This is a genomic window from Roseibium sp. M-1, from assembly GCF_054515675.1.
Map to the genome: position 1 here is coordinate 1,482,662 of NZ_CM137257.1, position 20,043 is coordinate 1,502,704.

Annotated in this window: 20 protein-coding genes; 10 read left to right on the forward strand and 10 right to left on the reverse strand. The window is 60.0% G+C overall.

Features of this window, described 5'->3' with window-relative positions; translation table 11 throughout:
• Positions 1-69: 69 nt before the first annotated feature.
• A complete protein-coding gene (locus ACX3M4_RS06755) occupies positions 70-1,038 on the forward strand; it encodes a GlxA family transcriptional regulator (RefSeq protein ID WP_459357818.1) in 969 nt (322 codons plus the stop codon).
• Between the two features lie 117 nt (positions 1,039-1,155).
• On the opposite strand, the gene ACX3M4_RS06760 is transcribed toward ACX3M4_RS06755, so the two are convergent.
• Together ACX3M4_RS06760 and ACX3M4_RS06765 are read right to left on the reverse strand one after the other, a co-directional pair.
• Positions 1,156-1,926 (reverse strand): sulfite exporter TauE/SafE family protein, encoded by a 771-nt coding sequence (locus tag ACX3M4_RS06760; RefSeq protein ID WP_459357819.1) that lies wholly within the window; start codon positions 1,924-1,926, stop codon positions 1,156-1,158.
• Between the two features lie 37 nt (positions 1,927-1,963).
• On the reverse strand, positions 1,964-2,716 hold the full coding sequence (locus tag ACX3M4_RS06765; RefSeq protein WP_459357820.1) for a substrate-binding periplasmic protein: 753 nt from the start codon (positions 2,714-2,716) through the stop codon (positions 1,964-1,966).
• A 262-nt stretch (positions 2,717-2,978) separates the two neighbouring features.
• Here ACX3M4_RS06765 and ACX3M4_RS06770 point away from each other — a divergent pair, with 262 nt between their 5' ends.
• On the forward strand, positions 2,979-4,193 hold the full coding sequence (locus tag ACX3M4_RS06770; protein ID WP_459357821.1) for a winged helix-turn-helix domain-containing protein: 1,215 nt from the start codon (positions 2,979-2,981) through the stop codon (positions 4,191-4,193).
• Between the two features lie 192 nt (positions 4,194-4,385).
• On the opposite strand, the gene ACX3M4_RS06775 is transcribed toward ACX3M4_RS06770, so the two are convergent.
• The 7 genes from ACX3M4_RS06775 to ACX3M4_RS06805 all read right to left on the reverse strand — a co-directional run bounded on the left by ACX3M4_RS06775 (position 4,386) and on the right by ACX3M4_RS06805 (position 11,406).
• Positions 4,386-5,801: a nicotinate phosphoribosyltransferase gene (locus ACX3M4_RS06775; RefSeq protein ID WP_459357822.1), complete on the reverse strand. Its 1,416-nt coding sequence runs from the start codon at positions 5,799-5,801 to the stop codon at positions 4,386-4,388.
• Between the two features lie 59 nt (positions 5,802-5,860).
• Positions 5,861-6,925: an NUDIX domain-containing protein gene (locus ACX3M4_RS06780; protein WP_459357823.1), complete on the reverse strand. Its 1,065-nt coding sequence runs from the start codon at positions 6,923-6,925 to the stop codon at positions 5,861-5,863.
• Positions 6,926-7,129: 204 nt separating this feature from the next.
• Positions 7,130-7,855: a hypothetical protein gene (locus tag ACX3M4_RS06785; RefSeq protein WP_459357824.1), complete on the reverse strand. Its 726-nt coding sequence runs from the start codon at positions 7,853-7,855 to the stop codon at positions 7,130-7,132.
• A gap of 118 nt (positions 7,856-7,973) precedes the next feature.
• Positions 7,974-9,014, reverse strand: a complete 1,041-nt coding sequence (gene tdh / locus ACX3M4_RS06790) for an L-threonine 3-dehydrogenase (protein WP_459357825.1) — start codon at positions 9,012-9,014, stop codon at positions 7,974-7,976.
• Complete coding sequence (locus ACX3M4_RS06795) at positions 9,011-10,198, reverse strand: glycine C-acetyltransferase (protein ID WP_459357826.1); 1,188 nt, start codon at positions 10,196-10,198, stop codon at positions 9,011-9,013. The genes tdh and ACX3M4_RS06795 overlap by 4 nt, the downstream gene beginning before the upstream one ends.
• A gap of 158 nt (positions 10,199-10,356) precedes the next feature.
• Complete coding sequence (locus ACX3M4_RS06800; RefSeq protein WP_459357827.1) at positions 10,357-10,983, reverse strand: LysE family translocator; 627 nt, start codon at positions 10,981-10,983, stop codon at positions 10,357-10,359.
• 36 nt (positions 10,984-11,019) lie between these two features.
• The gene (locus ACX3M4_RS06805; protein WP_459357828.1) at positions 11,020-11,406 is read right to left on the reverse strand and encodes a RidA family protein; all 387 of its coding nucleotides are present in this window, start codon (positions 11,404-11,406) and stop codon (positions 11,020-11,022) included.
• A gap of 80 nt (positions 11,407-11,486) precedes the next feature.
• Between ACX3M4_RS06805 and ACX3M4_RS06810 the strand changes: the two genes are divergently transcribed.
• Positions 11,487-12,017: an Lrp/AsnC family transcriptional regulator gene (locus ACX3M4_RS06810; RefSeq protein WP_459357829.1), complete on the forward strand. Its 531-nt coding sequence runs from the start codon at positions 11,487-11,489 to the stop codon at positions 12,015-12,017.
• A 120-nt stretch (positions 12,018-12,137) separates the two neighbouring features.
• Here the strand turns inward: ACX3M4_RS06810 and ACX3M4_RS06815 are convergent, their stop codons facing one another.
• A complete protein-coding gene (locus ACX3M4_RS06815) occupies positions 12,138-12,698 on the reverse strand; it encodes a helix-turn-helix domain-containing protein (RefSeq protein ID WP_459357830.1) in 561 nt (186 codons plus the stop codon).
• A 133-nt stretch (positions 12,699-12,831) separates the two neighbouring features.
• Here ACX3M4_RS06815 and ACX3M4_RS06820 point away from each other — a divergent pair, with 133 nt between their 5' ends.
• From ACX3M4_RS06820 to ACX3M4_RS06850, 7 genes are all read left to right on the forward strand, one after another.
• On the forward strand, positions 12,832-13,200 hold the full coding sequence (locus ACX3M4_RS06820; protein ID WP_459357831.1) for a hypothetical protein: 369 nt from the start codon (positions 12,832-12,834) through the stop codon (positions 13,198-13,200).
• 145 nt (positions 13,201-13,345) lie between these two features.
• Entirely contained in the window at positions 13,346-15,016 is a 1,671-nt protein-coding gene (locus ACX3M4_RS06825; protein ID WP_459357832.1) for a formate--tetrahydrofolate ligase, read from the forward strand.
• A gap of 1,130 nt (positions 15,017-16,146) precedes the next feature.
• On the forward strand, positions 16,147-16,851 hold the full coding sequence (locus tag ACX3M4_RS06830) for a corrinoid protein (RefSeq protein ID WP_459357833.1): 705 nt from the start codon (positions 16,147-16,149) through the stop codon (positions 16,849-16,851).
• Positions 16,852-16,861: 10 nt separating this feature from the next.
• Positions 16,862-17,530, forward strand: coding sequence for a DUF1638 domain-containing protein (locus ACX3M4_RS06835; protein ID WP_459357834.1), 669 nt, complete (start codon positions 16,862-16,864; stop codon positions 17,528-17,530).
• Positions 17,531-17,644: 114 nt separating this feature from the next.
• A complete protein-coding gene (locus ACX3M4_RS06840; RefSeq protein ID WP_459357835.1) occupies positions 17,645-17,941 on the forward strand; it encodes a virulence factor in 297 nt (98 codons plus the stop codon).
• Positions 17,938-18,831: a methylenetetrahydrofolate reductase gene (locus tag ACX3M4_RS06845; RefSeq protein ID WP_459357836.1), complete on the forward strand. Its 894-nt coding sequence runs from the start codon at positions 17,938-17,940 to the stop codon at positions 18,829-18,831. Before ACX3M4_RS06840 ends, ACX3M4_RS06845 begins: the two co-directional genes overlap by 4 nt.
• Positions 18,832-19,788, forward strand: a complete 957-nt coding sequence (locus tag ACX3M4_RS06850) for a methyltetrahydrofolate cobalamin methyltransferase (protein ID WP_459357837.1) — start codon at positions 18,832-18,834, stop codon at positions 19,786-19,788.
• Positions 19,789-20,043 lie beyond the last annotated feature (255 nt).

Here is a 20,043-nt window from a genome sequence, read left to right on the forward strand (position 1 = left end):
TAAATGTCCGGACGCGCGCACGAAGAAACAGGCCAGACGATAGCATTTGTGCTCATGGAAAGATTTTCCATGAACGCATTCGCCAGCGTTATCGAGCCGGTTCGCATAGCAAACCGTCTCCTTGGCCGAGATTACTACGCGTGGACGACTTACTCACTTGACGGAAATTCAGTGACGGCAAGTAACGGCTGTGAAGTATCCGTAAAGAAATCTGTTCGCGACCTGCACGATGCGGATATTACTTTGCTCTGCACAGGCATCGATGTCGAACGCCTGCCGCTCGATGCGGAGCTTGGCAACAAGCTGCGGCGCCTGAACGCCATGGGCCGCACCTTCGGCGCCATCTGCACCGGCGCCTATCTTCTGGCCCGCTACCATCTGCTCGACGGCCGCCGTTGCACCATCCATTGGGAAAACCTGCGTTCGCTGCGCGAGGAATTTCCCGACGTGGAGGTGACCTCCGATATCTTTGCCATCGACCGCAACTGCATCACCTGCGCCGGCGGCATGGCGTCGCTCGACATGATGCTGCGCCTGATCGCGATCCAGCACGGTGCCTATCTCGCTCACGAGGTTGCTGAGGTAGCGCTCTACCAGAACATGCGGTCGGGCGAATCCGCGCAGCGCCACGACATCGAAGCCCGGACGGGTATCTCCAACGCCAAGATCCTGGACGCTATCCGGATCATGGACCTTCACATCGAGGATCCGCTCAGCTGCCAGCAGCTCGCCATGACGGTCAATCTGTCGCCGCGTCAGCTGGAACGGCTGTTCCGCCGCCACTTCAACTGCACGCCCGGTCAGTATTATCTGCGCCTGCGCCTGGAAACTGCGCGCGACCTGCTGCGCCGCACCAGCCGTCCCGTTCTCGACGTGGCTCTGGCTTGCGGCTTCGCTTCGACGTCGCATTTCACCAAGTGCTACCGGGAACGTTTCCTGTGCACGCCGACGGAAGAGCGCCAATCCTACCAGTGGGCCAACACCAAGACCACGTCCGGCGTCGGCACGGCAACGCCGATGCGGCTGATTGCAAAATAGACATCAGGGTCAGAACAAGGCTATCAACAACGCCGCGGTCTCCGCGGCGTTTTCATTTACGGGGAATGGCTAAATCTCGGTGAAGGCTGCCGATGGAAGCCCGAAGGCTGAGCCAGTCTACTGCAGCAGACGCCACAGTCCCAAAGGCACAAGATATAGCCCGAGCGCCAGAATGGCGGCCTGTATCAGGCGGCGGAAGGCTGCTTCGGAGACGCGCTTGCGGGTTCTTTGCCCGATCCAGACGCCGCTGAGGGCCGGGACGACAAGCGCGAGAGATGCGAGCGCCTCCTGCCCGCCCATCAGCCCGAAGCCGCCGAGCGAGGCCCCGAGCGCAACCGTCGACAGCAGAAACAGCAGACCCATTGCCTGGATGAGTTCCTCCCGTCCTAGACCGAGCGCCTGCAGATACATGACGCCCGGCACCGTATAGGATCCGGTCAGCCCCGACAGGATGCCGTTCAAGAGCCCCACCGCCACACCAACCGGCGTCTCGAGCCGTTCCGGGATGGAAAGGCTAGCACCCAGCAGCATCGGCACTGCGTAGAAGATCATCAGAAGACCCAGCAGCAGGTCCGCCGCCCCCTCGGGCAACTGCGTCAGGATATAAGTGCCGGCCGCCAGCATCGCGACCGCGGAGAGCAGAAATGGCCACAGCCGCGGCAGCAACTGCCGCAGATGGCCACCCAGGAGACCTTGCCAGAAATTGGTGAGAAAGGCAGGCCAAAGGATCAGCACCATTGCCTTTTCGACGCCGACAAAGACGGTCATCAGGCCGAGGCCGATGGTCGGCAGGCCGAAGCCGACGAGGCCCTTGACGTAGCCCGCGCCGAGAAACACCAGCACCGAGACCAAAACGAGCCCCGTTTCGACACCCAACAGGCTGGTCACGCCAATCCCCGAAACCGCAACGCCTATCTCCGTTCGCCTAGCCGTCGCCCGATTTCAGTTTATAGCGTTTGACGAGACCGTCCAGTTCGCCGCCTTCGAGGCGGCGCTGCAGTTCCGCATCGAACCGCTCAAGCAGCTCCAGGCAGGGGCTGGTTCTGGAGAACAGGTAATGCAGTGTGTTGATTGTCGCCGGCCAGGGTAGCGCTTCGACAAGGTCTGCAGCATCCAGGTCCTCGATCATCATTTCTCCGTCCTGACGCGGAATGACGAGGTAGTCGGCTTTTTTCTCCATGAGGAGGCGCATGTCGGTTCTGTAGTCATCGGACGGTTGCCGGTCTATGGAGAGCCTTTCCGCCGCAAAGATTTCGAATTCCTCACCAAAGGAAGCCCCGAACGCCGCGACTCCCCGAAGCCCGACCAGGTCTTCCAGCTTCTCGGGCCGGGAGGTGAGATCCGTCCTTACGAAGACACCGACCTCCTCAAGCATGACGGGACGGCTGACACCGAATTTGCGGGTCCTCTCGCTGGTCAGGTAAGCGCCTGCGAGAACGTCGATCTGACCGAATTCGAGAAGGGTGAGCAGACGTTTCCACGGCAGTTCAGGTCCGACTGTCACCGGAACGTCGAGCGTTCCGAATATCTCCTGCCCAAGATCCGGGAATATCCCCTTGAGGCCCTCAGGCCCATCCTTGCGCATGGAAACGGGATACCAGACGCCAGATCCGTTCAGGTTCACGTTCGAGCAGGCCGGCGTCCCGGCCAGCACATGCCCGTTTGGCAGAAGCGCCATCAATGCAGCCCCTGTCAGTGCAAACATCATTCGGAAAGTATTGAATTGGCTCATTTAACCTTGGCCGAAATCAAAGTTCTGGAATGCCGAACAGAGTGAAAACGCTTTTGTCCGTCCGGTCAATCCAAATCGAACACGTTTGGCGTGTAACTGCGTTGTATGCCTCTATAAACCGTTACCGCGGCTCAATGCATCGTCAGGATTGACGAGGAAAGACGCCGAATCCGTTTTACCGCCGAACCGAAGCTGCTAACGTTCCCCCATGACATCAACTGCCCTGCCCCGAGTGCCGAATGCTGCCGCGCGGCGCCTCTTTCTCGACAAACACGGTCTCGCCTCCGCCCCCAAGGGCAGCGGCAAGGGCGAAGACCTCGCTTCTGTCATCGACCAGCTCGGCTTCGTCCAGATCGACAGCATCAATACCGTCGCACGTGCACACCACATGATCCTTGCCGCCCGGCGGCCCGCCTACAAGGAAAAGAACCTCAAAAACCTCCTGGAGCGGGACCGGCACCTCTTCGAGCACTGGACCCATGACGCCTCGGTCATACCGACCGAGTTTTTCCGGCACTGGCGCCTTCGCTTCAACCGGGACAAGGACCAGCTCATCGAGCGGTGGCGCAACTGGCACAACAACGGGTTTGAGGGCAAGCTCGACGACATTCTCCGGCGGATCAGCGATCATGGTCCGGTCACCTCGGCAACTGTCGGCGAAGACGAGGAACGCAGCAACGGGGGCTGGTGGGAGTGGCACCCGTCAAAGGCCGCGCTGGAGTTTCTCTGGCGCACGGGAGAACTTTCCGTCTGCAGCCGCGACGGGTTTCAGAAAGTCTATGACCTGTCCGAACGTGTGATCCCGGCTGAACACTTCACGGCGAGCCACGATCTTGAGGAAACGCACGATTGGGCGGCCCGCTCGGCGCTCGACCGCCTGGGCTTTGCCACGTCCGGAGAGATCGCCGCCTTCTGGGACCTGATCACGCCGCAAGAGGCCAAGGACTGGTGCCAGACGGCCCTTGCCAACGGTACCATCATCGAAATCGAAGTCGAGTGTGACGACGGCAAACCCAGAAAGACTTTTGCCTATCCGGCGACGCTCGACACGCTCGACGATCACCCCGACCCGCCGTCCCGGGTGCGTATCCTTTCGCCTTTCGACCCAGCACTGCGCGACCGCAAGCGTGCGGAGAGACTGTTCGGCTTTTCCTACCGGATCGAGATTTTCGTGCCCGAGCCCAAGCGCCGCTACGGCTATTACGTCTTTCCGGTCATGGAAGGCGACCGCCTGGTCGGCCGGATCGACATGAAATCCCTTCGGGCCGAAAACCGGCTGCATGTGCGCGCTTACTGGCCTGAAAAAGGTGTGCGGGACTCCAAGGGGCGAATGGCGAAACTTCATGCCGAGCTCGAGCGCATGGCACGCTTCTCCGGCGTGAACGACATCACCTTCGAGACAGACTGGCTGCGAACGGCCTGACGCCGGTCAGACGCTTGAAATGAGGCTCAAACCTGCGACCAGCGCCAGGCTGATGAAGCTCGTGGGCGAAACGGCAATGGTGGGAGTGATAAAAAAGCTGCAATTGCAACCGGCCCGAAGCGGGCTCCGGACCGGTTTTCTGTTTCGCAGGACTATGCCAATTCTACTGGTGGCTCCAGCCTGCATTGCTTTTCACCTGTCATTGACAGAAACGTTTTCCAGAAGATGCCGCTGTGCCCTCTGGCGGATTTCGTCGAACGGCCAGTCGCGGACAAGTACGCCATCGCGATAGACCACCTGCAACAGGTCTTCTTGCCCCGCCAAATCGTCCAGCCGCCTAGCAGTCAACCGGCCGCCATCCAGAACAACGGACTGGCGCCCTGCCTTCGATGCCTTGCCCGGGTCGGTCGCCGGGTTCTTGAAGACGTCGATCCAGGACCCGTCTGCAGTTTTCATGGCATTCGCCTTCATGGCAAAGCGCATCGTGTCCCGGTTGACCTGCTGCAGCAGCCCGCCTCCCATGCCGAAGGCGATGTTGTCGACGGACCATTTGCGGGCGACCAGTTCGCCGACAAGACGTTCGATGCTGGCCAGGGTCATGCCGTCGCCCTGGATGACCCTGATCGACGGATGCAACACCCGGGCCCCCTTGCCATTTTCCGTGCCGCCATAGTGATTCCAGAGGGTCTCCAGAACCTTCAGCGGTGTTTCGACGGGATCGCCCGAATCCGGCCGGATGACCACCGTCGCTCCGGACTGCAGGACCTTGTCCTTCAACCGGCCGCACCACAGGCCTTCAACCGCGTTGCCAAGGTCGTAGCTGTCGGAGACAACGGCCACCAGGCTGCCCGGCCGTGCAAACTGTTCCAGCATGTTCGCATAGGCTTCGTATTCCCTCTCCCGTCCCCAGCTGGTCATCGTGGAGTGTTCCGCCGCCGGGATCGAATATCCGGCAACCTCTGCGCCATACCAGGTCATGGCCGCTTCCAGCCCTTCCATGGTGTCCGTGCCGGAGAAATTGACGAGGTGAGCCATCCCGCCAAGGCTGGCGCTTTCGGCCGAAGAAACCCCGCGTGCGCCGAAATCGTGCAGCTTGAACGGGATCTGCGCATCCGGATCGTCGGACGTCTCGAGCAGGCCGCGATAGATGATCTCCTTGCATTTGAAGGACAGGGTCGCGACCGTCGACGGATACCAGATCGACCGCAGTAGCGCCGTTTCCGCCCAGGTGGTCAGCCAGGGCATGCGCTCGTCGGTATTTTCCACCTGCACCAGGGGCACACCGCTCGGCACGAGTGTCCCCTCGGGCAAAGCCTTGATTTCCAGCGGGAAAAACCCGCCGTGATCGTCCAGGATCTGCTGCCAGCCGTCCCGGTTGAAGGGAACGCCATGGGCGGCACATATCTTTTCGGCGGCCGCAATATCCGCAGCGGAGATCGGTTTCAGCAACACGCCCTTGATGTAGGACTGCAGGCCGAAGAACAGGACGCTGTCGGAAAAGGCGCTCGGACGCGATTCCACGTAAGCCGAAATCCTGCGGGCCTCGGGAGGGTATTGGCGGAAATGCGACTGCTTGTAGCTATCCGTCGCCAGAAGAGGATTTGTCATTGTGAACTCCTCACGTGACACAGTGAACTGCCTGCGGGTCTCCCCCGCAGGTGAATTGTCTAAAGATCTGCCATCAGCTCGATGATGGACCAGTGATCTTCGAAGAACTGTTCGGGCTTGAGCTCGCCAAGCCGGTACCAGTTGGCCGCTCGTGCATCATCGCCGCCGGTCACCTGGAACAATTCGCGCCGTTCCGGCAAACGGAACAGGAAAGCATGGGTGATGATGCGTCCGCGCAAGGACCGGTCCGGATGGTCGAACACGCGCGTCTTGGTGCCGTCGATGAACGAGGCCAGCATGGCTGGCGGTATCTCGCCCCTGTGGTCGCTGATCGCGGTCTCTTCCTTCAATTCACGGATAGCGGCATCGCGGATGCTTTCGCTCGGATCCAGAAACCCTCCCGGCAGGGCCAGCAGGCCCCTGCCCGGCGCCCGGCCGCGTTCGACCAGCAGAATATGCCCGGACTGAATGACGACAGCGTCAACGGTCACGAACGGTCCGCGGCCCCATTCCTTCGGATAGGCGTCCAGATATTCGGCTTCTTCCAGGAGGTCCCGGAAAGTCTCGCTCATCTTGAAGTCTTCCAGCCAGTCGGCCACTTCATCCGAAAGAACAGAGCGGGAAATGACCGGAATGCGCTGGAACAACTGTTTGCGTACATCGGACGAGGAAAAGGTTCCGAATTGGCTGGCCAGCTGGACATTGCCCCATTCGGGGAAAAGCTTCAGGTAATAGCTGGTGCGGTCCTTGCCGTAGCCTGCAAGAGCGATGCGCATGTCCTGCAGTCCGTGCAGGACAACACCGCCCCTGTTGAAGTGGGATAGCACGGTCTCATTGACCGCCCTTTGCACCTCTGCGCACCAGGCCGTATCGGAATAGGGATGATCGGGAACCGGCTTCAGGATCAGCCGGCCGGTCGATAGCTCATGCTTGAAGACCTTCGCGAACATGTCTGCCCGCTCGTCATAGGTGAACGGGTTGCGCGGGGTGCGCGCCTGGGCGGCAGAGCCGATCAGGACGATCAGCGTCTCCACCTCGTCAAGCGCCGCGCGGATGACAGCTTCGTGTCCGCTGTGCAGCGGCTGGAACCGGCCCACGAACACGCCGTAGTGAAATCTGGACATTCGAGACTCCCTCGAATCTTCTGAAAACAAAGCCGAACTCCTCGGCTATCTCAAACACTATTGCTCAAGTTGAGCATTTACAAGAGAAATAATGCTCACTCTGAGTATTAATGAATGCATGATTAACGGCGAGGACGCTACGCACATAGTGCCCGCCCGGTTCTAAAGTGTTTTTTGGGATTTTTCTGCCGGTCGGAGAGATGGTCAGCCGAGAACCATCTGCCTGAAGTAATTGGCTTTTGACGGATCTTTCAGCGTGTCGAAGAAACGCTCGACGAGCGGTTCGGATACCTTGATCGGCGATGGGCCGTAGTTTTCGTATTTGTCGGAAAGCGCCTTGTTGATCGCATTCGAAAAATTGACGAAGTCGATATGCTCTTTTGGGAAGTGAGCTGCCACGCGCTTGACGATCGTCTGAATGGCCGCGTCATTGGCAATGGTGATGGCAGTGATCGAATTGCCATGTGCCTTTGCGAGCTTGCGATAGGCTTCGGAGAGATCGTCGATGAACTTCGGATCCGCCGTGCGGCAGAGATACAGGCTGAAGCCGTGCAGAAATTCAATCTCCCAGGAGGAATCGCTGCGCTTGATCTGTAGTTCGAACACCTTTCGCAACACATCGAAGCTGAGGAAACGCAGCACCGACATGGCAAAGAAATCCTTGTTGGCACCGACAAAGGGCTGCTTCTTGTGGATCTTGCCGCAGGCCTCGTAGTTGGAGCGGTAGATGTCGAACAGGTCCGGAGAAGTAGAGATAAAGTCGAAGATCGCGCCAATATCCGCCTTGGTCAGCTTGCCGCCGCGCAAGTCGGCTGCGCTCAGAAGGCCCCTCTTCGCAAGATCAAGCGCCTGCTGCCCGGCGCCGACGCAGATATGCGGGCCGCTGAGCTTTGGCCAGGTAACGGCATTGTTCTTGTTCGACGCAGGCATCGCCAGTTTGAAGCCGGTTTCGGAATTTGGATTTTTTACAGTGCTCTCAATTGGTTTTGAAAAATTTAACTCCTGCCCCCTGCAAGGCCTCTTCTGGCAGCTGCTGTTTTAATGTTGCTCACGTCCAGCTGAGCACGACCTTGCCGGCCTCGCCGGACTTCATGGCCGCAAAACCCTGTTCGAAGTCATCGACGCCGAACCGATGGGTGATGACGTTGCGCACGTTGAGCCCGTTCTGCAGCATCGCGATCATCTTGTACCAGGTCTCGAAGATCTCGCGCCCATAGACTCCCTTGATGGTGATCGCCTTGAAGACGATGCGCGACCAGTCGACAGGAGATTTGCCGGGCGGGATGCCGAGGAGCGCGATACGGCCGCCCATCACGAGGTTTTCCACCATCTGGTCGAGCGCCATCTGGCTGCCGGACATTTCCAGGCCGACGTCGAAGCCCTCCTTCATGCCGAGCTTCTTCTCGATGCCCTTGAGGTCTTCCCTGGCGACATTGACCGGAACCACATCGGCGACCTTCGTCGCAAGGTCGAGCCTCGCCTGGTTGATGTCGGTGATGACGACGTTGCGCGCGCCAACATGCCGGGCAACGGCGGCCGCCATGATGCCGATGGGGCCGGCGCCTGTGATCAGCACGTCCTCGCCGACCAGATCGAAGCTGAGCGCCGTGTGGACCGCGTTGCCGAGGGGATCCAGGATGGCGCCGATCTCGTCGTCGATTTCGTCCGGAAGCGGGACGACGTTGAAGGCCGGAAGGCGCAGATATTCGGCGAAAGCCCCCTGTTCGTTGACGCCGATGCCGCGGGTTTCCGGGTCGAGGTGAAACTTGCCCGCCCGGGACTGGCGCGAATGACGGCCGATGAGATGGCCTTCGCCGGAACAGCGCTGGCCGATTTCGAGATCCGTGACGTTGCGCCCGATCTCGACGATTTCACCAGCAAATTCATGACCGGTGATCAGGGGCACCGGCACGGTCTTCGCGGCCCACTCGTCCCAGTTCCAGATATGGATGTCGGTACCGCAGATGCCGGTCTTGTTGATCCGGATCAGCACATCGTCCGGACCGATTTCCGGCACCGGGGCACGGGTCATCCAGAGACCTTCCCTCGGCTCGGACTTCGAAAGCGCCTTCATTTCATTGCTGCTCATGACAGAACTCCCGTCGCCTTGCCGGCTTTTTCAAAGGCGCCGAGCGCCCTGTCCAGATCGGCCCGGGTCAAGGCCGCGTTCATCTGCGTTCGGATACGTGCCTGACCGCGCGGCACGACCGGGAAGAAGAAGCCGGAGACATAGACCCCTTCTTCAAAAAGCTTCGATGCCATTGCCTGCGCGAGCTTGGCTTCGCCCAGCATTACCGGAATGATCGGGTGCTCGCCGGGAAGCAATGTGAAGCCGAGGGCTTCGAGGCCGGCACGCCAGTAGCGGGCGTTTTCGAAGAGGTTCTTGCGCAGATCGTCGCCCTCTTCCACCAGGCGGATCGCTTCCAGACCACTCATGACGACTGCAGGCGGCAGCGAGTTGGAGAAGAGATAGGGCCGCGCCCGCTGGCGCAGAAGATCGATCACAGGCTGGGGTCCGGCGATATAGCCGCCGATCCCACCGCCCAGCGCCTTGCCGAGCGTGCCGGTCAAGATGTCGACATCAACGCCGAAATGGGCGGGCGTGCCCTCGCCTTTCGGCCCCATAAAGCCGGTCGCATGGCAATCGTCGACCATGACGACGGCATCATATTGCTTGGCAAGTGCAGTGATTTCCGGAAGCTTTGCCAGATAGCCGTCCATTGAAAAGACGCCGTCGGTGGCGATCATGATGTGGCGGACACCGGCCGCCCGGGCTTCCTTCAGCTTCGTTTCCAGATCCGCCATGTCGGAATTGGCATAGCGGAAGCGCTGGGCCTTGCAGAGCCGGATGCCGTCGATGATCGAGGCGTGGTTGAGCGCGTCCGATATAATCGCATCCTCTGGCCCCAGCAGCGGTTCGAACAGGCCGCCATTGGCGTCGAAACAGGCGGCGAAGAGAATGCTGTCATCCTTGCCGAGGAATTCCGCCAGCCGTTGTTCCAGCTGGCGGTGAATGTCCTGCGTGCCGCAGATGAAGCGGACAGACGCCATGCCGTAGCCCTTGGGCTCCAGCGCCTTGCGGGCGGCTTCTTCGAGGGCCGGATGATCGGCGAGGCCGAGATAATTGTTGGCGCAGAGATTGATGACCTCGCGTCCGCCAACAGTGATCAGGCCGCCCTGCGGCGAGGTGATCAGGCGTTCGCGTTTATAGAGCCCTTCGGCCTCGATTTCTTTGAGCGTCTCGGAAATGTGGGACAGAAAGGCATCGGACACGGGGCTTCCTCCGGCAAGCTGGATAACTCATCCACTATGCCGGATATTCGTTCGGAATAAAAGATGATAATTCCAGTATGACGGATTTTCGACGGCATTCCTGCTGCATGCAGGCTCATAGTGCACGCCACTACGTTCCCGCGAATTGACAGATCACCCTAACGCGTGAGGCTGACGCTGGCCATCCGGAAACCTGCATAAAGCAAAGCCACGCCTGCACTCTTGTTGACGAGCGTCACCAGCCAGTTCCGAACACCGCCGCGTGTCAGCCGATCGCCCAGAAAGGCGTAGGCCGAATAGGAGATCAGGTCGATGAGATAAGTTGTAGCGCCCATGATGAGGATCTGCGGCAGGATGGCCGAGTTCACATCGAGAAACTGCGGCAAGATCGCCGCGAAATAGAGCAGCGCCTTGGGGTTGGCAAATTCGATGACGAAGCCCTGCGCGAACAGGACGGCAAGACCAGATTGCCTTTGCCCCGCCTTGACCCGGATCGTACCGGAGGGGGTGAAGAGCGATGTCAGGCCAAGCCAGACCAGGTAGCCGACGCCGACCCACTTGATGAGCGAGAACACCAGGTTGGATGCCAGGATCAGCGAGGCAATGCCGGTTGCCGACAGCGCAAAGTAGACCGCATTTGCCGTTGCGATGCCGAAGACACCGCCCAGCGCCCTTCGCCCGCCATTTGCCGCTCCTTGCGAGGCTACGGCAATGGCTGCCGCCCCCGGAGAAAAGACGACGACAGCGGTTGTCACGAGAAAAACAAGGTAAGTATCGAGCTGCATGTAAGCCTCCTCGGCCTTGGGCGGAGCCCGGCCGTCTTAGGCGACGGCGATGATTTCGATTTCAACGAGCCAGTCCGGCACGAGCGTCTGGACCACGATCGCGGTTGTGGGCACGCGGCGCTCACCCAACGCCTTTAGCCGCGCATTCTGGTTCTTTTCCGCGAACTCGGCGCGGGTCAGGTAGCTGGTAACGCGAACGATGTTGTTCGTAGTCATCTCCGCCTCAGTGAGTATCCGGCGTAGATTGCTCCAGATCAGCTTCAACTGATCGTCGAGACCATCCGGTGCCCTGCCCGCCTCATCCAGCCCCATGGTGCCGCTGACGAAGAGTTGCCGCGTTGCGCCACGCACTTCCAGCCCATGCACATAGTCGGGCGTTGCCGGATAGATGCCATTGGAAGGGTTGATTGTCCGCTCGATCACGCTGATGATCCCGATCTGAATTCTGTTCTGCAAACAAGAATGAGCACGAACAGGATTTTCGACAATGGAGATTCAACTGAATGAAATCAGATAAAGACGACGTTCAGAAAAACAGCGCGACCAGGCGCCCACTGGACGAATTCGACCGAAGGATATTAGGCGAGCTGGTGCAAAATGCCCGCCAGACCTACGCCGAGATCGGCACCAAGGTCAGCCTGTCCGCTCCGGCGGTCCACGACCGGGTCAAGCGCATGACTGCGTCCGGCGCCATTTCGGCCACGTCCGTTGCCATCGACCCGATGGCGGTCGGCAAGCCATTCCTCGCCTTTGTCCATGTGGACGCCAGCGGCTGGGGCAAGAGCGAGCGCATGATGAGGTTGCGGGATTTTCCAGAAGTCGAGGAGTTGCACTCCGTGACCGGCGACTGCTGCGTCATCCTGAAGGTGCGCACCGCCAATGCGGACGCCATGGAACGGTTCCTCGCCCAGGTCTATGCGCTTCCGGGCGTTCGTGCGACGCGAAGCTACGTGGTCCTGACGACCTATCTTGATCGTCCCATTCAGGCGGAGATCACGCAGGAATGGCCGGAAACACCGATGCCTGCGGAATAACGGGTGGAATTCGGCATCGCGGCTTTCAGGCCTGCAAGGGACAAGTACGCCGGTGACCAGAAATGCTTTCGCACCATGCTTCCCTCTCCCCTTCAAGAGGCAGGCAGCAAAGCGGCAAAACTAGAACTTCACCACCATCAGGATCGCCCGGGCCGGGCCGTCGATGGCTTCGATGCAATGCGGGACGTCGGCGGCATAACGCGCCGTGTCGCCCTTGTTGATCACGCCCTTGGCGACGCCAGAGGTGACTTCCAGCTTGCCTTCTTCGGCAATCAGCTGTTCCCGGGTGCCACGTTCATGCGGCTTGCTGTCCAGCTTTCCACCGGCGGTGAAAATAAGCTCATAGACCTCCAGCCGCCCGACATCCTGGGGCGATGACAGAATGCGGATCTTGCACCCGTCACCGGCCCGGTCCAGGGCCGGGGTCTGGTGCTCGTGCACGATCTCGACCCGGTCTTCCGCGGTCTCCTCCCCCAGGAGACCGGCGAAGTCCACATTCAGCGCCCTGGTCAGGTTGAGCAATGTCGCTACGGTCGGGTTGGATTCGCCGCGCTCGATCTGGCTGACCATGGACCGGGAGACACCGGACAGCTTCTCCACCGCTTCCAGCGACAGGCCCTGCGCGCGGCGCGCCTTTTTCAAGCGGGCGGGGAGACGGGAGAGAATGTCTGAATCTGTCATGACGGAACTAAAATCCGTTTCGCCAGATTTTGCAATTTATCTTTTGGCACGGAGCGGCTTTCGGAAATCCGTGTTAATTTCAGGCAGAGCCGGACAATCATCAACAATACCGGCCATAAATGGGGGAGATATCATGCAGCCGCTACCGCGTCTTTTCTTTGCCACGTCCGTCATATTCGTCCTGATCGGGATGGCCTGGGGCATCCACATGTCCATGACCACCGACCACACCATGGGACCGGCCCATGGGCACCTCAATCTGATCGGCTTTGTCGCGATGGCCATCTTCGGCACTTATTATGCGCTTACGCCGAAAGCTGCAGCCGGCATGCTGGCAAAGGTGCATTACGGTCTTGCCGTTCTGACCGTCGTCGTCCTGGTTCCAGGGATCTATCTGGCGATCGGGCAACAGAGCGAGGTCCTTGCCAAAATCGGCTCTCTGCTCGCTGTCCTCACGATGCTGGTTTTTCTGTTCGTCATCGTGCGAAACCGCACGGATTGACCACCCGTCGTTTCCGCAGCGCATCCTGTCGCTTTCGGAACATTTGCTGCACCGCCCTCTCTTCTAGCGTTCCGGCACAAGTCGGGGCGGTGCCAAACCGCATCCCAAAAACCAGAATTCGGAAACGCTTCGGAGACAAGAGCCAATGGCCAGCGATATTGAAATTGCCCGTGCAGCCAAGATGAAACCGATCCAGGAAATCGGCGCCCGGCTGAACATCCCGGAGGACTCCCTGCTGCCCTTTGGCCGCACCAAGGCCAAGATTGCCGCCGACTACATCGAAGGCCTGAACGGGCGCAAGAGCGGCAAGCTGATTCTCGTCACCGCCATCAACCCGACCCCGGCCGGCGAAGGCAAGACCACGACCACGGTCGGTCTCGGCGACGGGCTCAACCGCATCGGCAAGAATGCCATGATCTGCCTGCGCGAACCGTCGCTTGGCCCCTGCTTCGGCATGAAGGGCGGCGCGGCAGGCGGCGGCTATGCCCAGGTTGTGCCGATGGAAGACATTAACCTGCATTTCACCGGCGACTTCCACGCCATCACCTCGGCGCACAATCTGCTCTCCGCGCTGATCGAGAACCACATCTACTGGGGCAACGAACTCGGCATCGACCTGCGCCGCGTTACCTGGCGCCGCGTGCTCGACATGAACGACCGTGCACTGCGCTCCATCGTCTGCTCGCTCGGCGGCGTTGCCAACGGGTTCCCGCGCGAAGCCGGCTTCGACATTACGGTTGCCTCCGAAATCATGGCAATCCTCTGCCTTTCGACCGATCTTGAAGACCTGCAGAAGCGTCTCGGCGACATCATCGTTGCGTACCGCCGCGACCGCACGGCCGTCACAGCCCGGGACCTTGAAGCCGACGGCGCGATGACCGTGCTTCTGAAGGAAGCCATGCAGCCGAACCTGGTGCAGACGCTGGAAAACAATCCGGCCTTTATCCATGGCGGCCCCTTCGCCAACATCGCGCACGGCTGTAATTCGGTGGTCGCAACCCAGACCGCACTGAAGCTTGCCGACTATGTCGTCACCGAAGCCGGCTTCGGCGCCGATCTTGGCGCGGAGAAGTTCTTCGACATCAAGTGCCGCAAGGCAGGCCTGCATCCGGATGCCGTCGTGATCGTCGCGACCATCAAGGCATTGAAGATGAACGGTGGCATCGCCAAGGAAAATCTCGGCACCGAGAATGTCGCTGCCGTGAAGAAGGGCTGTGCCAACCTCGGCCGTCATATCGAGAACGTGAAGCAGTTCGGCGTACCGGCCGTGGTCGCGATCAACCACTTCACCGCCGATACGGAAGCCGAAATCCAGGCCGTCAAGTCTTACTGCGCCGAATATGGCGTCGATGCGATCCTGGCAACCCACTGGGCCAACGGCTCGGCCGGCACGGAAGAACTCGCAACACGCGTTGCAGCGCTTGCCGAAAGCGGCGCAGCCCAGTTCTCGCCGCTCTATGACGACAGCCTGTCGCTGTTCGAAAAGATCGAGACCATCGCCAAACGGATTTACCGGGCCGACGAAGTGCTGGCCGACAAGTCCGTGCGCGACCAGTTGAAGATGTGGGAAGCCGACGGCTTCGGTCATCTGCCGGTCTGCATGGCCAAGACCCAATATTCCTTCACCACCGACCCGCAGCGCCGCGGTGCACCGACCGGTCACAGCCTGCCCGTGCGCGAAGTACGCCTTTCCGCTGGCGCCGGCTTCATCGTGGTGATCTGCGGGGAAATCATGACCATGCCCGGCCTGCCGCGCATTCCCTCCGCCAACCACATCAAGCTGGATGCAAATGGCCAGATTGAAGGTCTGTTCTGATCCTGCCCGGACCCGGACAAACCAGAGGGCGGGTCGTCAGACCCGCCTTTTTCTTATTGCAAACCCATTTGCAGGTCATCTCGGACGTAGCGTCGCGAAGATCCCGGACCGGGGAGCCAGGACCGGCGTGCCGGGATCAGGGTTCCGGGGAACTTCAAAAAGAAGACAGAAGAAAACACAAAACCTTGTGCCTCCCCGGTCCCGGCTCGCGCTGCGCTTGGCCGGGATGACGAAGGTGAGGCTCGTCGTCTCACTAGCTTGACCAGCGTGTCAGCAGATCTTTCGCTTTTCCATTTGCCAGTCAGGCGTCATTTTCTGCATATTTCACAGGTAACGACACATTCCCTTCAAAAAATGGAAAATGCTTGGAAACTTACCTGTCTCACCCCGAAGTCTTTCACCTGATATTGCTGCTACTGGGCGCCGTGTGGGCGTATCTGAAGAAACAACAGCCAAATTGGTTGGCTATCCTCGGAAACTGGTCTGTCGCGCTTTGCTTATTTGTTTTCGTAGCGCTGTTAGGCCGGCAATCACAATCGAACCTTTACATCTATCTGATGGTGTTCAGTTTTATGTTTCCCGGTTTTCCGATAGTCTTGGCCGCTCACGTCTTTGCTGGACGACAGATTGCAAGGGTGCTTCTGCGATATGACCGAATATTGTGATCAAGAGCAGAGGTCACTACCAATTACTTGAACTTGATTTTCAAGGCAATTACTTCAATTCCTCTCCCGCGACGCCTTCCCTCCTTTCGATATGTTATACCAACCTCAACAAATAGGAACCGATCTGACCGCGTTTGGCCTTTTCAGTGCGCTGGTGGAGCCAAACGCGACCGGCTGGTCACCCGCGCCATCGCAGAGATGCCGGATGACGCATTCCTGCTCGCGCAGAGGCCGCTTGGGCAAGGCTCGAAGACATCGCTTTTGCCCTCGCCGCCGCATCCTCGTAAGTTTAGACAGCTACAAACATTTCCCCCGGCAAGAAAAAATTAGCGAAGCCGCACGAGGAGACTTTCCCTGTCGCGTAAACGACTAGCCGTGTCGCTTTGGAGATATCGGCGAATCCGGCTTGCGGCATAAGGTTTTGCACTAAGTTGATGGCCCTATTGCGCCTAGTTGGAGCTGCCCATGTCTGACGAAGACGATATCGATCTCGCCTCCCTCTCCGACGACGAACTCGTCGAACAGATGCACGACGACCTTTATGACGGTCTCAAGGAAGAAATCGAAGATGCCGTCAACATCCTTCTGGAACGTGGCTGGGCGCCTTACGACATCCTGACCAAGGCCCTCGTGGAAGGCATGCGCATCGTCGGTGTCGACTTCCGCGATGGCATCCTGTTCGTGCCGGAAGTGCTGCTCTCGGCCAACGCCATGAAGGCGGGCATGTTCATCCTGCGCCCGCTGCTGGCTGAAACCGGCGCGCCGAAGGTCGGCAAGATGGTGATCGGCACCGTCAAGGGCGACATTCACGACATCGGCAAGAACCTCGTCTCGATGATGATGGAAGGCGCCGGCTTCGAGGTTATCGACATCGGCATCAACAACCCGGTCGAAAACTATCTGGCGGCCATCGAAGAGCATCAGCCCGACATTGTCGGCATGTCCGCCCTTCTGACCACCACCATGCCCTACATGAAGGTCGTCATCGACGAGATGAAGGCAAAAGGCATCCGGGACAACTATATCGTGCTCGTCGGCGGTGCTCCGCTGAACGAGGAATTCGGCGAAGCCGTCGGTGCCGACGGCTATTGCCGCGACGCTGCCGTTGCGGTGGAAATGGCAAAGGATCTCATTGCCCGCCGCCACAACCAGCTTGCCAACAGAGGCTGAGGCCAGGACCATGTACAAGGGGGCTGCCGATATGCAGGCGGGCGAGCCTCTCTTTCCGGTCGAAACCGGCGGGAACGCGGCCGACAAGGTCGGCCGGGTTCTCGTTATTGCCTGCGGGGCACTTGCCCGCGAGATCGTCGCCATCCGGGACCAGAACGGGCTTGATCATCTCGACGTAACCTGCCTGCCGGCCAAACTTCACAACACACCAGACCGCATCCCCGAGGAAGTGCGCCGCGCCATCCTCAGGTACCGCGACAGTTATGACAATATCCTCATCGGCTACGGCGATTGCGGCACGGGCGGTCTGCTCGACAAGGTGCTGGAAGAAACCGGCGCGAAGCGGATCGAGGGCGCGCATTGCTACGCGTTCTTTACCGGCCTCGACGACTTCGACGCCATGGAAGACGACCAGCTCGGCACCTTCTACCTCACCGATTTCCTGGCCCGGCATTTCCAGACAATGGTGGTCGAGCCGCTCGGACTCGACTGGCACCCGCAGTTGCGCGACATGTATTTCGCCCATTACACACGGGTGCTGTATCTGGCCCAGACCGACGATCCGGCGCTGGAAGAAGCAGCCCGCCGCGCCGCCGAACGACTCAGTCTGCCCTTTGAGATGCGCCGCACAGGCTACGGACTGCTGAAGCCGTTCCTGGGGCGCAGTCCGCAGGACTGACCGCCCGTCGAAATTGCGCCCCGACAAGTCGGTTTTTCACGTAATGATGCCGCTATCAGGCGACCTGAAAACCCCCACTTCCTGCAAACATGATCTCAAGAGGAAATGCTGAGAATGGCGCAGAAAATCATCGTTTACTGGCGGGACATTCCGGCACAGATCCTGGTGAAACAGGGACGGAAATCCGCCCGGCGGGAACTTCCCGCGATGTTCATGGAAACGATCGACGCCTGCGCCATGCGGATCGGAGCGAAGGACAGCGACGCCTATATGGCGGAGTGGCGCCGGACCGATCCGGTCGACGTCTCGGACGATCTTGAAACGGAGGCGGATGCGGCCCTGAGCGATCTTGTCGCCGCCTATCCGAAGGAACGGTTGAAGACCCTGCTTGCTACTGGAGGAACGGAATGACTGATCAGCGTCTGCTGGCGAATGGGCGGCTTCCCGCCTCGACTGAAATGTCGCCGAAACAGGTGGTCGAAAAGACCGAGCTTCTGGCGCATATTCCCGCAGGCACGCAGGTCTATGTCACCGATCTCGGCAATTGCTCTGAAGACATGATCGTCGATGCGGCCCGCACCCTGCGTGATCGCGGGCTGATTGCCGTGCCGCATATGGCAGCCCGACGCTATCCGTCGCTGGAAGCGTTCGAGCGCCGCATCACCCGCCTGACGCAGGAAGCCGGTGCTACCGAAGTCCTGGCGATTGCCGGCGAAGCCGAAAAGGCCGGTCCGCTCACCTCTTCCGTCGCGCTTCTTGAAACCGGCCTCTTCGACAAGCTGGGCATCAGGAAGATCGCCGTTGCCGGTCACCCGGAAGGTGCGCCGGACATCAAGCCGGACGTCATCCGCTCCTTCCTGATGCGCAAGCACGAGCTTGCCCGGGAAAGCGACGCTGACTTCCGCATCGTCACCCAGTTCGGCTTCGACCCGCACCGTGTCAGTTTGTGGCTGGACGAACTGCGTGAATGGGGCAACGAATTCCCTGTGCATGTCGGCGTCGCCGGTCCGGCCAAGATGACGACGCTTCTGAAATACGCAGCTTTTGCCGGGGTGGAGAACTCCTTCAACTTCCTGAAGAAGCGCGGTGGTGCCGTCGTTTCCATGCTGACGGGCTACGATCCCGACACCATGGTCGATCCGCTGGAAACGCGCGTCGTCAGCAATCCGGCCACCAAGCTGGCCCAGATCCACGCCTACCCGTTCGGGGGCATCGAGAAGACCGCTGACTGGCTGCATGGCCGTGGGAGTTGGTCCTTTCAAACCTCGTCCTCAACCCTGACTGCCAATGAGAGCGCATAAATGACCCGCACTGTTGTCGCGTCCGCCACCAAGGAAATCATTATCGGCTTCGATCAGCCGTTCTGCGTCATCGGCGAGCGGATCAACCCGACCGGCCGCAAGAAGCTGGCGGCCGAAATGATCGAAGGCAACTTCGACACGGTCAGGGCGGACGCACTCGCCCAGGTGGCCGCCGGCGCGACCATGCTGGACGTCAATGCCGGTGTGACTGCGGTTAACCCGAACGAGACCGAGCCACCGCTGCTGGTGAAGACTATCCAGATCGTTCAGGAACTTGTCGACGTTCCCTTGTCCATCGATTCATCCGTGACCGCCGCCATCGAGGCCGGCCTCGCGGTCGCCAAGGGCCGTCCGCTGGTGAACTCCGTCACCGGCGAAGAGGAAAAGCTGGAAGCGATCCTGCCGCTGATCAAGAAGTACAACGTGCCGGTGGTGGCGATCTCCAACGACGAGACCGGCATTTCCGAAGACCCGGACGTACGCTTTGCAGTTGCAAAGAAGATCGTCGAACGCGCTGCCGATTTCGGCATTCCCGCGCACGACATTGTCGTGGACCCGCTGGTCATGCCGATCGGTGCCATGGGCACGGCCGGCAAGCAGGTCTTCGCACTGCTGCGCCGTCTGCGTGAGGAACTGAAGGTCAACACGACCTGCGGTCTTTCCAACATCTCCTTCGGCCTGCCGCATCGCCACGGCATCAATGCCGGCTTCATTCCGATGGTGATCGGCGCCGGCATGACCTCGGCGATCATGAACCCGTGCCGTCCGCAGGAAATGGAAGCAGTGCGCGCTGCCAACGTGCTCAACGGCACCGATCCGAACTGCTCGGAATGGATCATGACCTACCGCGACCACCAGCCGGCAGCCCCGGGCGCCGTGGCAGCTCCCGCCGAGGGCGGTGCTGCCTCAGGTGGCCGCCGCCGCGGCGGCCGCGCCGCGCGCCGTGCCGCAGGCTGAGGCCCTACCCCAAACAGTGCGGCAGTCTCCCCCGCCGCATATCGGGTGGCGCCTCAACCAAACCGGGCGAGCCCACCCCACTCCCCCTCCCCTTCAACAGGGAGGGGTTTTGCGTGTAAAGACGCGCGTTTTCAGATTGCGTCAGGGCCTGGCGGAATGTCATCTGGAAACACCGTCCATGAGGCCGGAGCAGCCCTTTGTGGCGCCGCTCCGGTGGACAAGTCCGGAAGTCGGACAGCCACGTGATTTGACAGT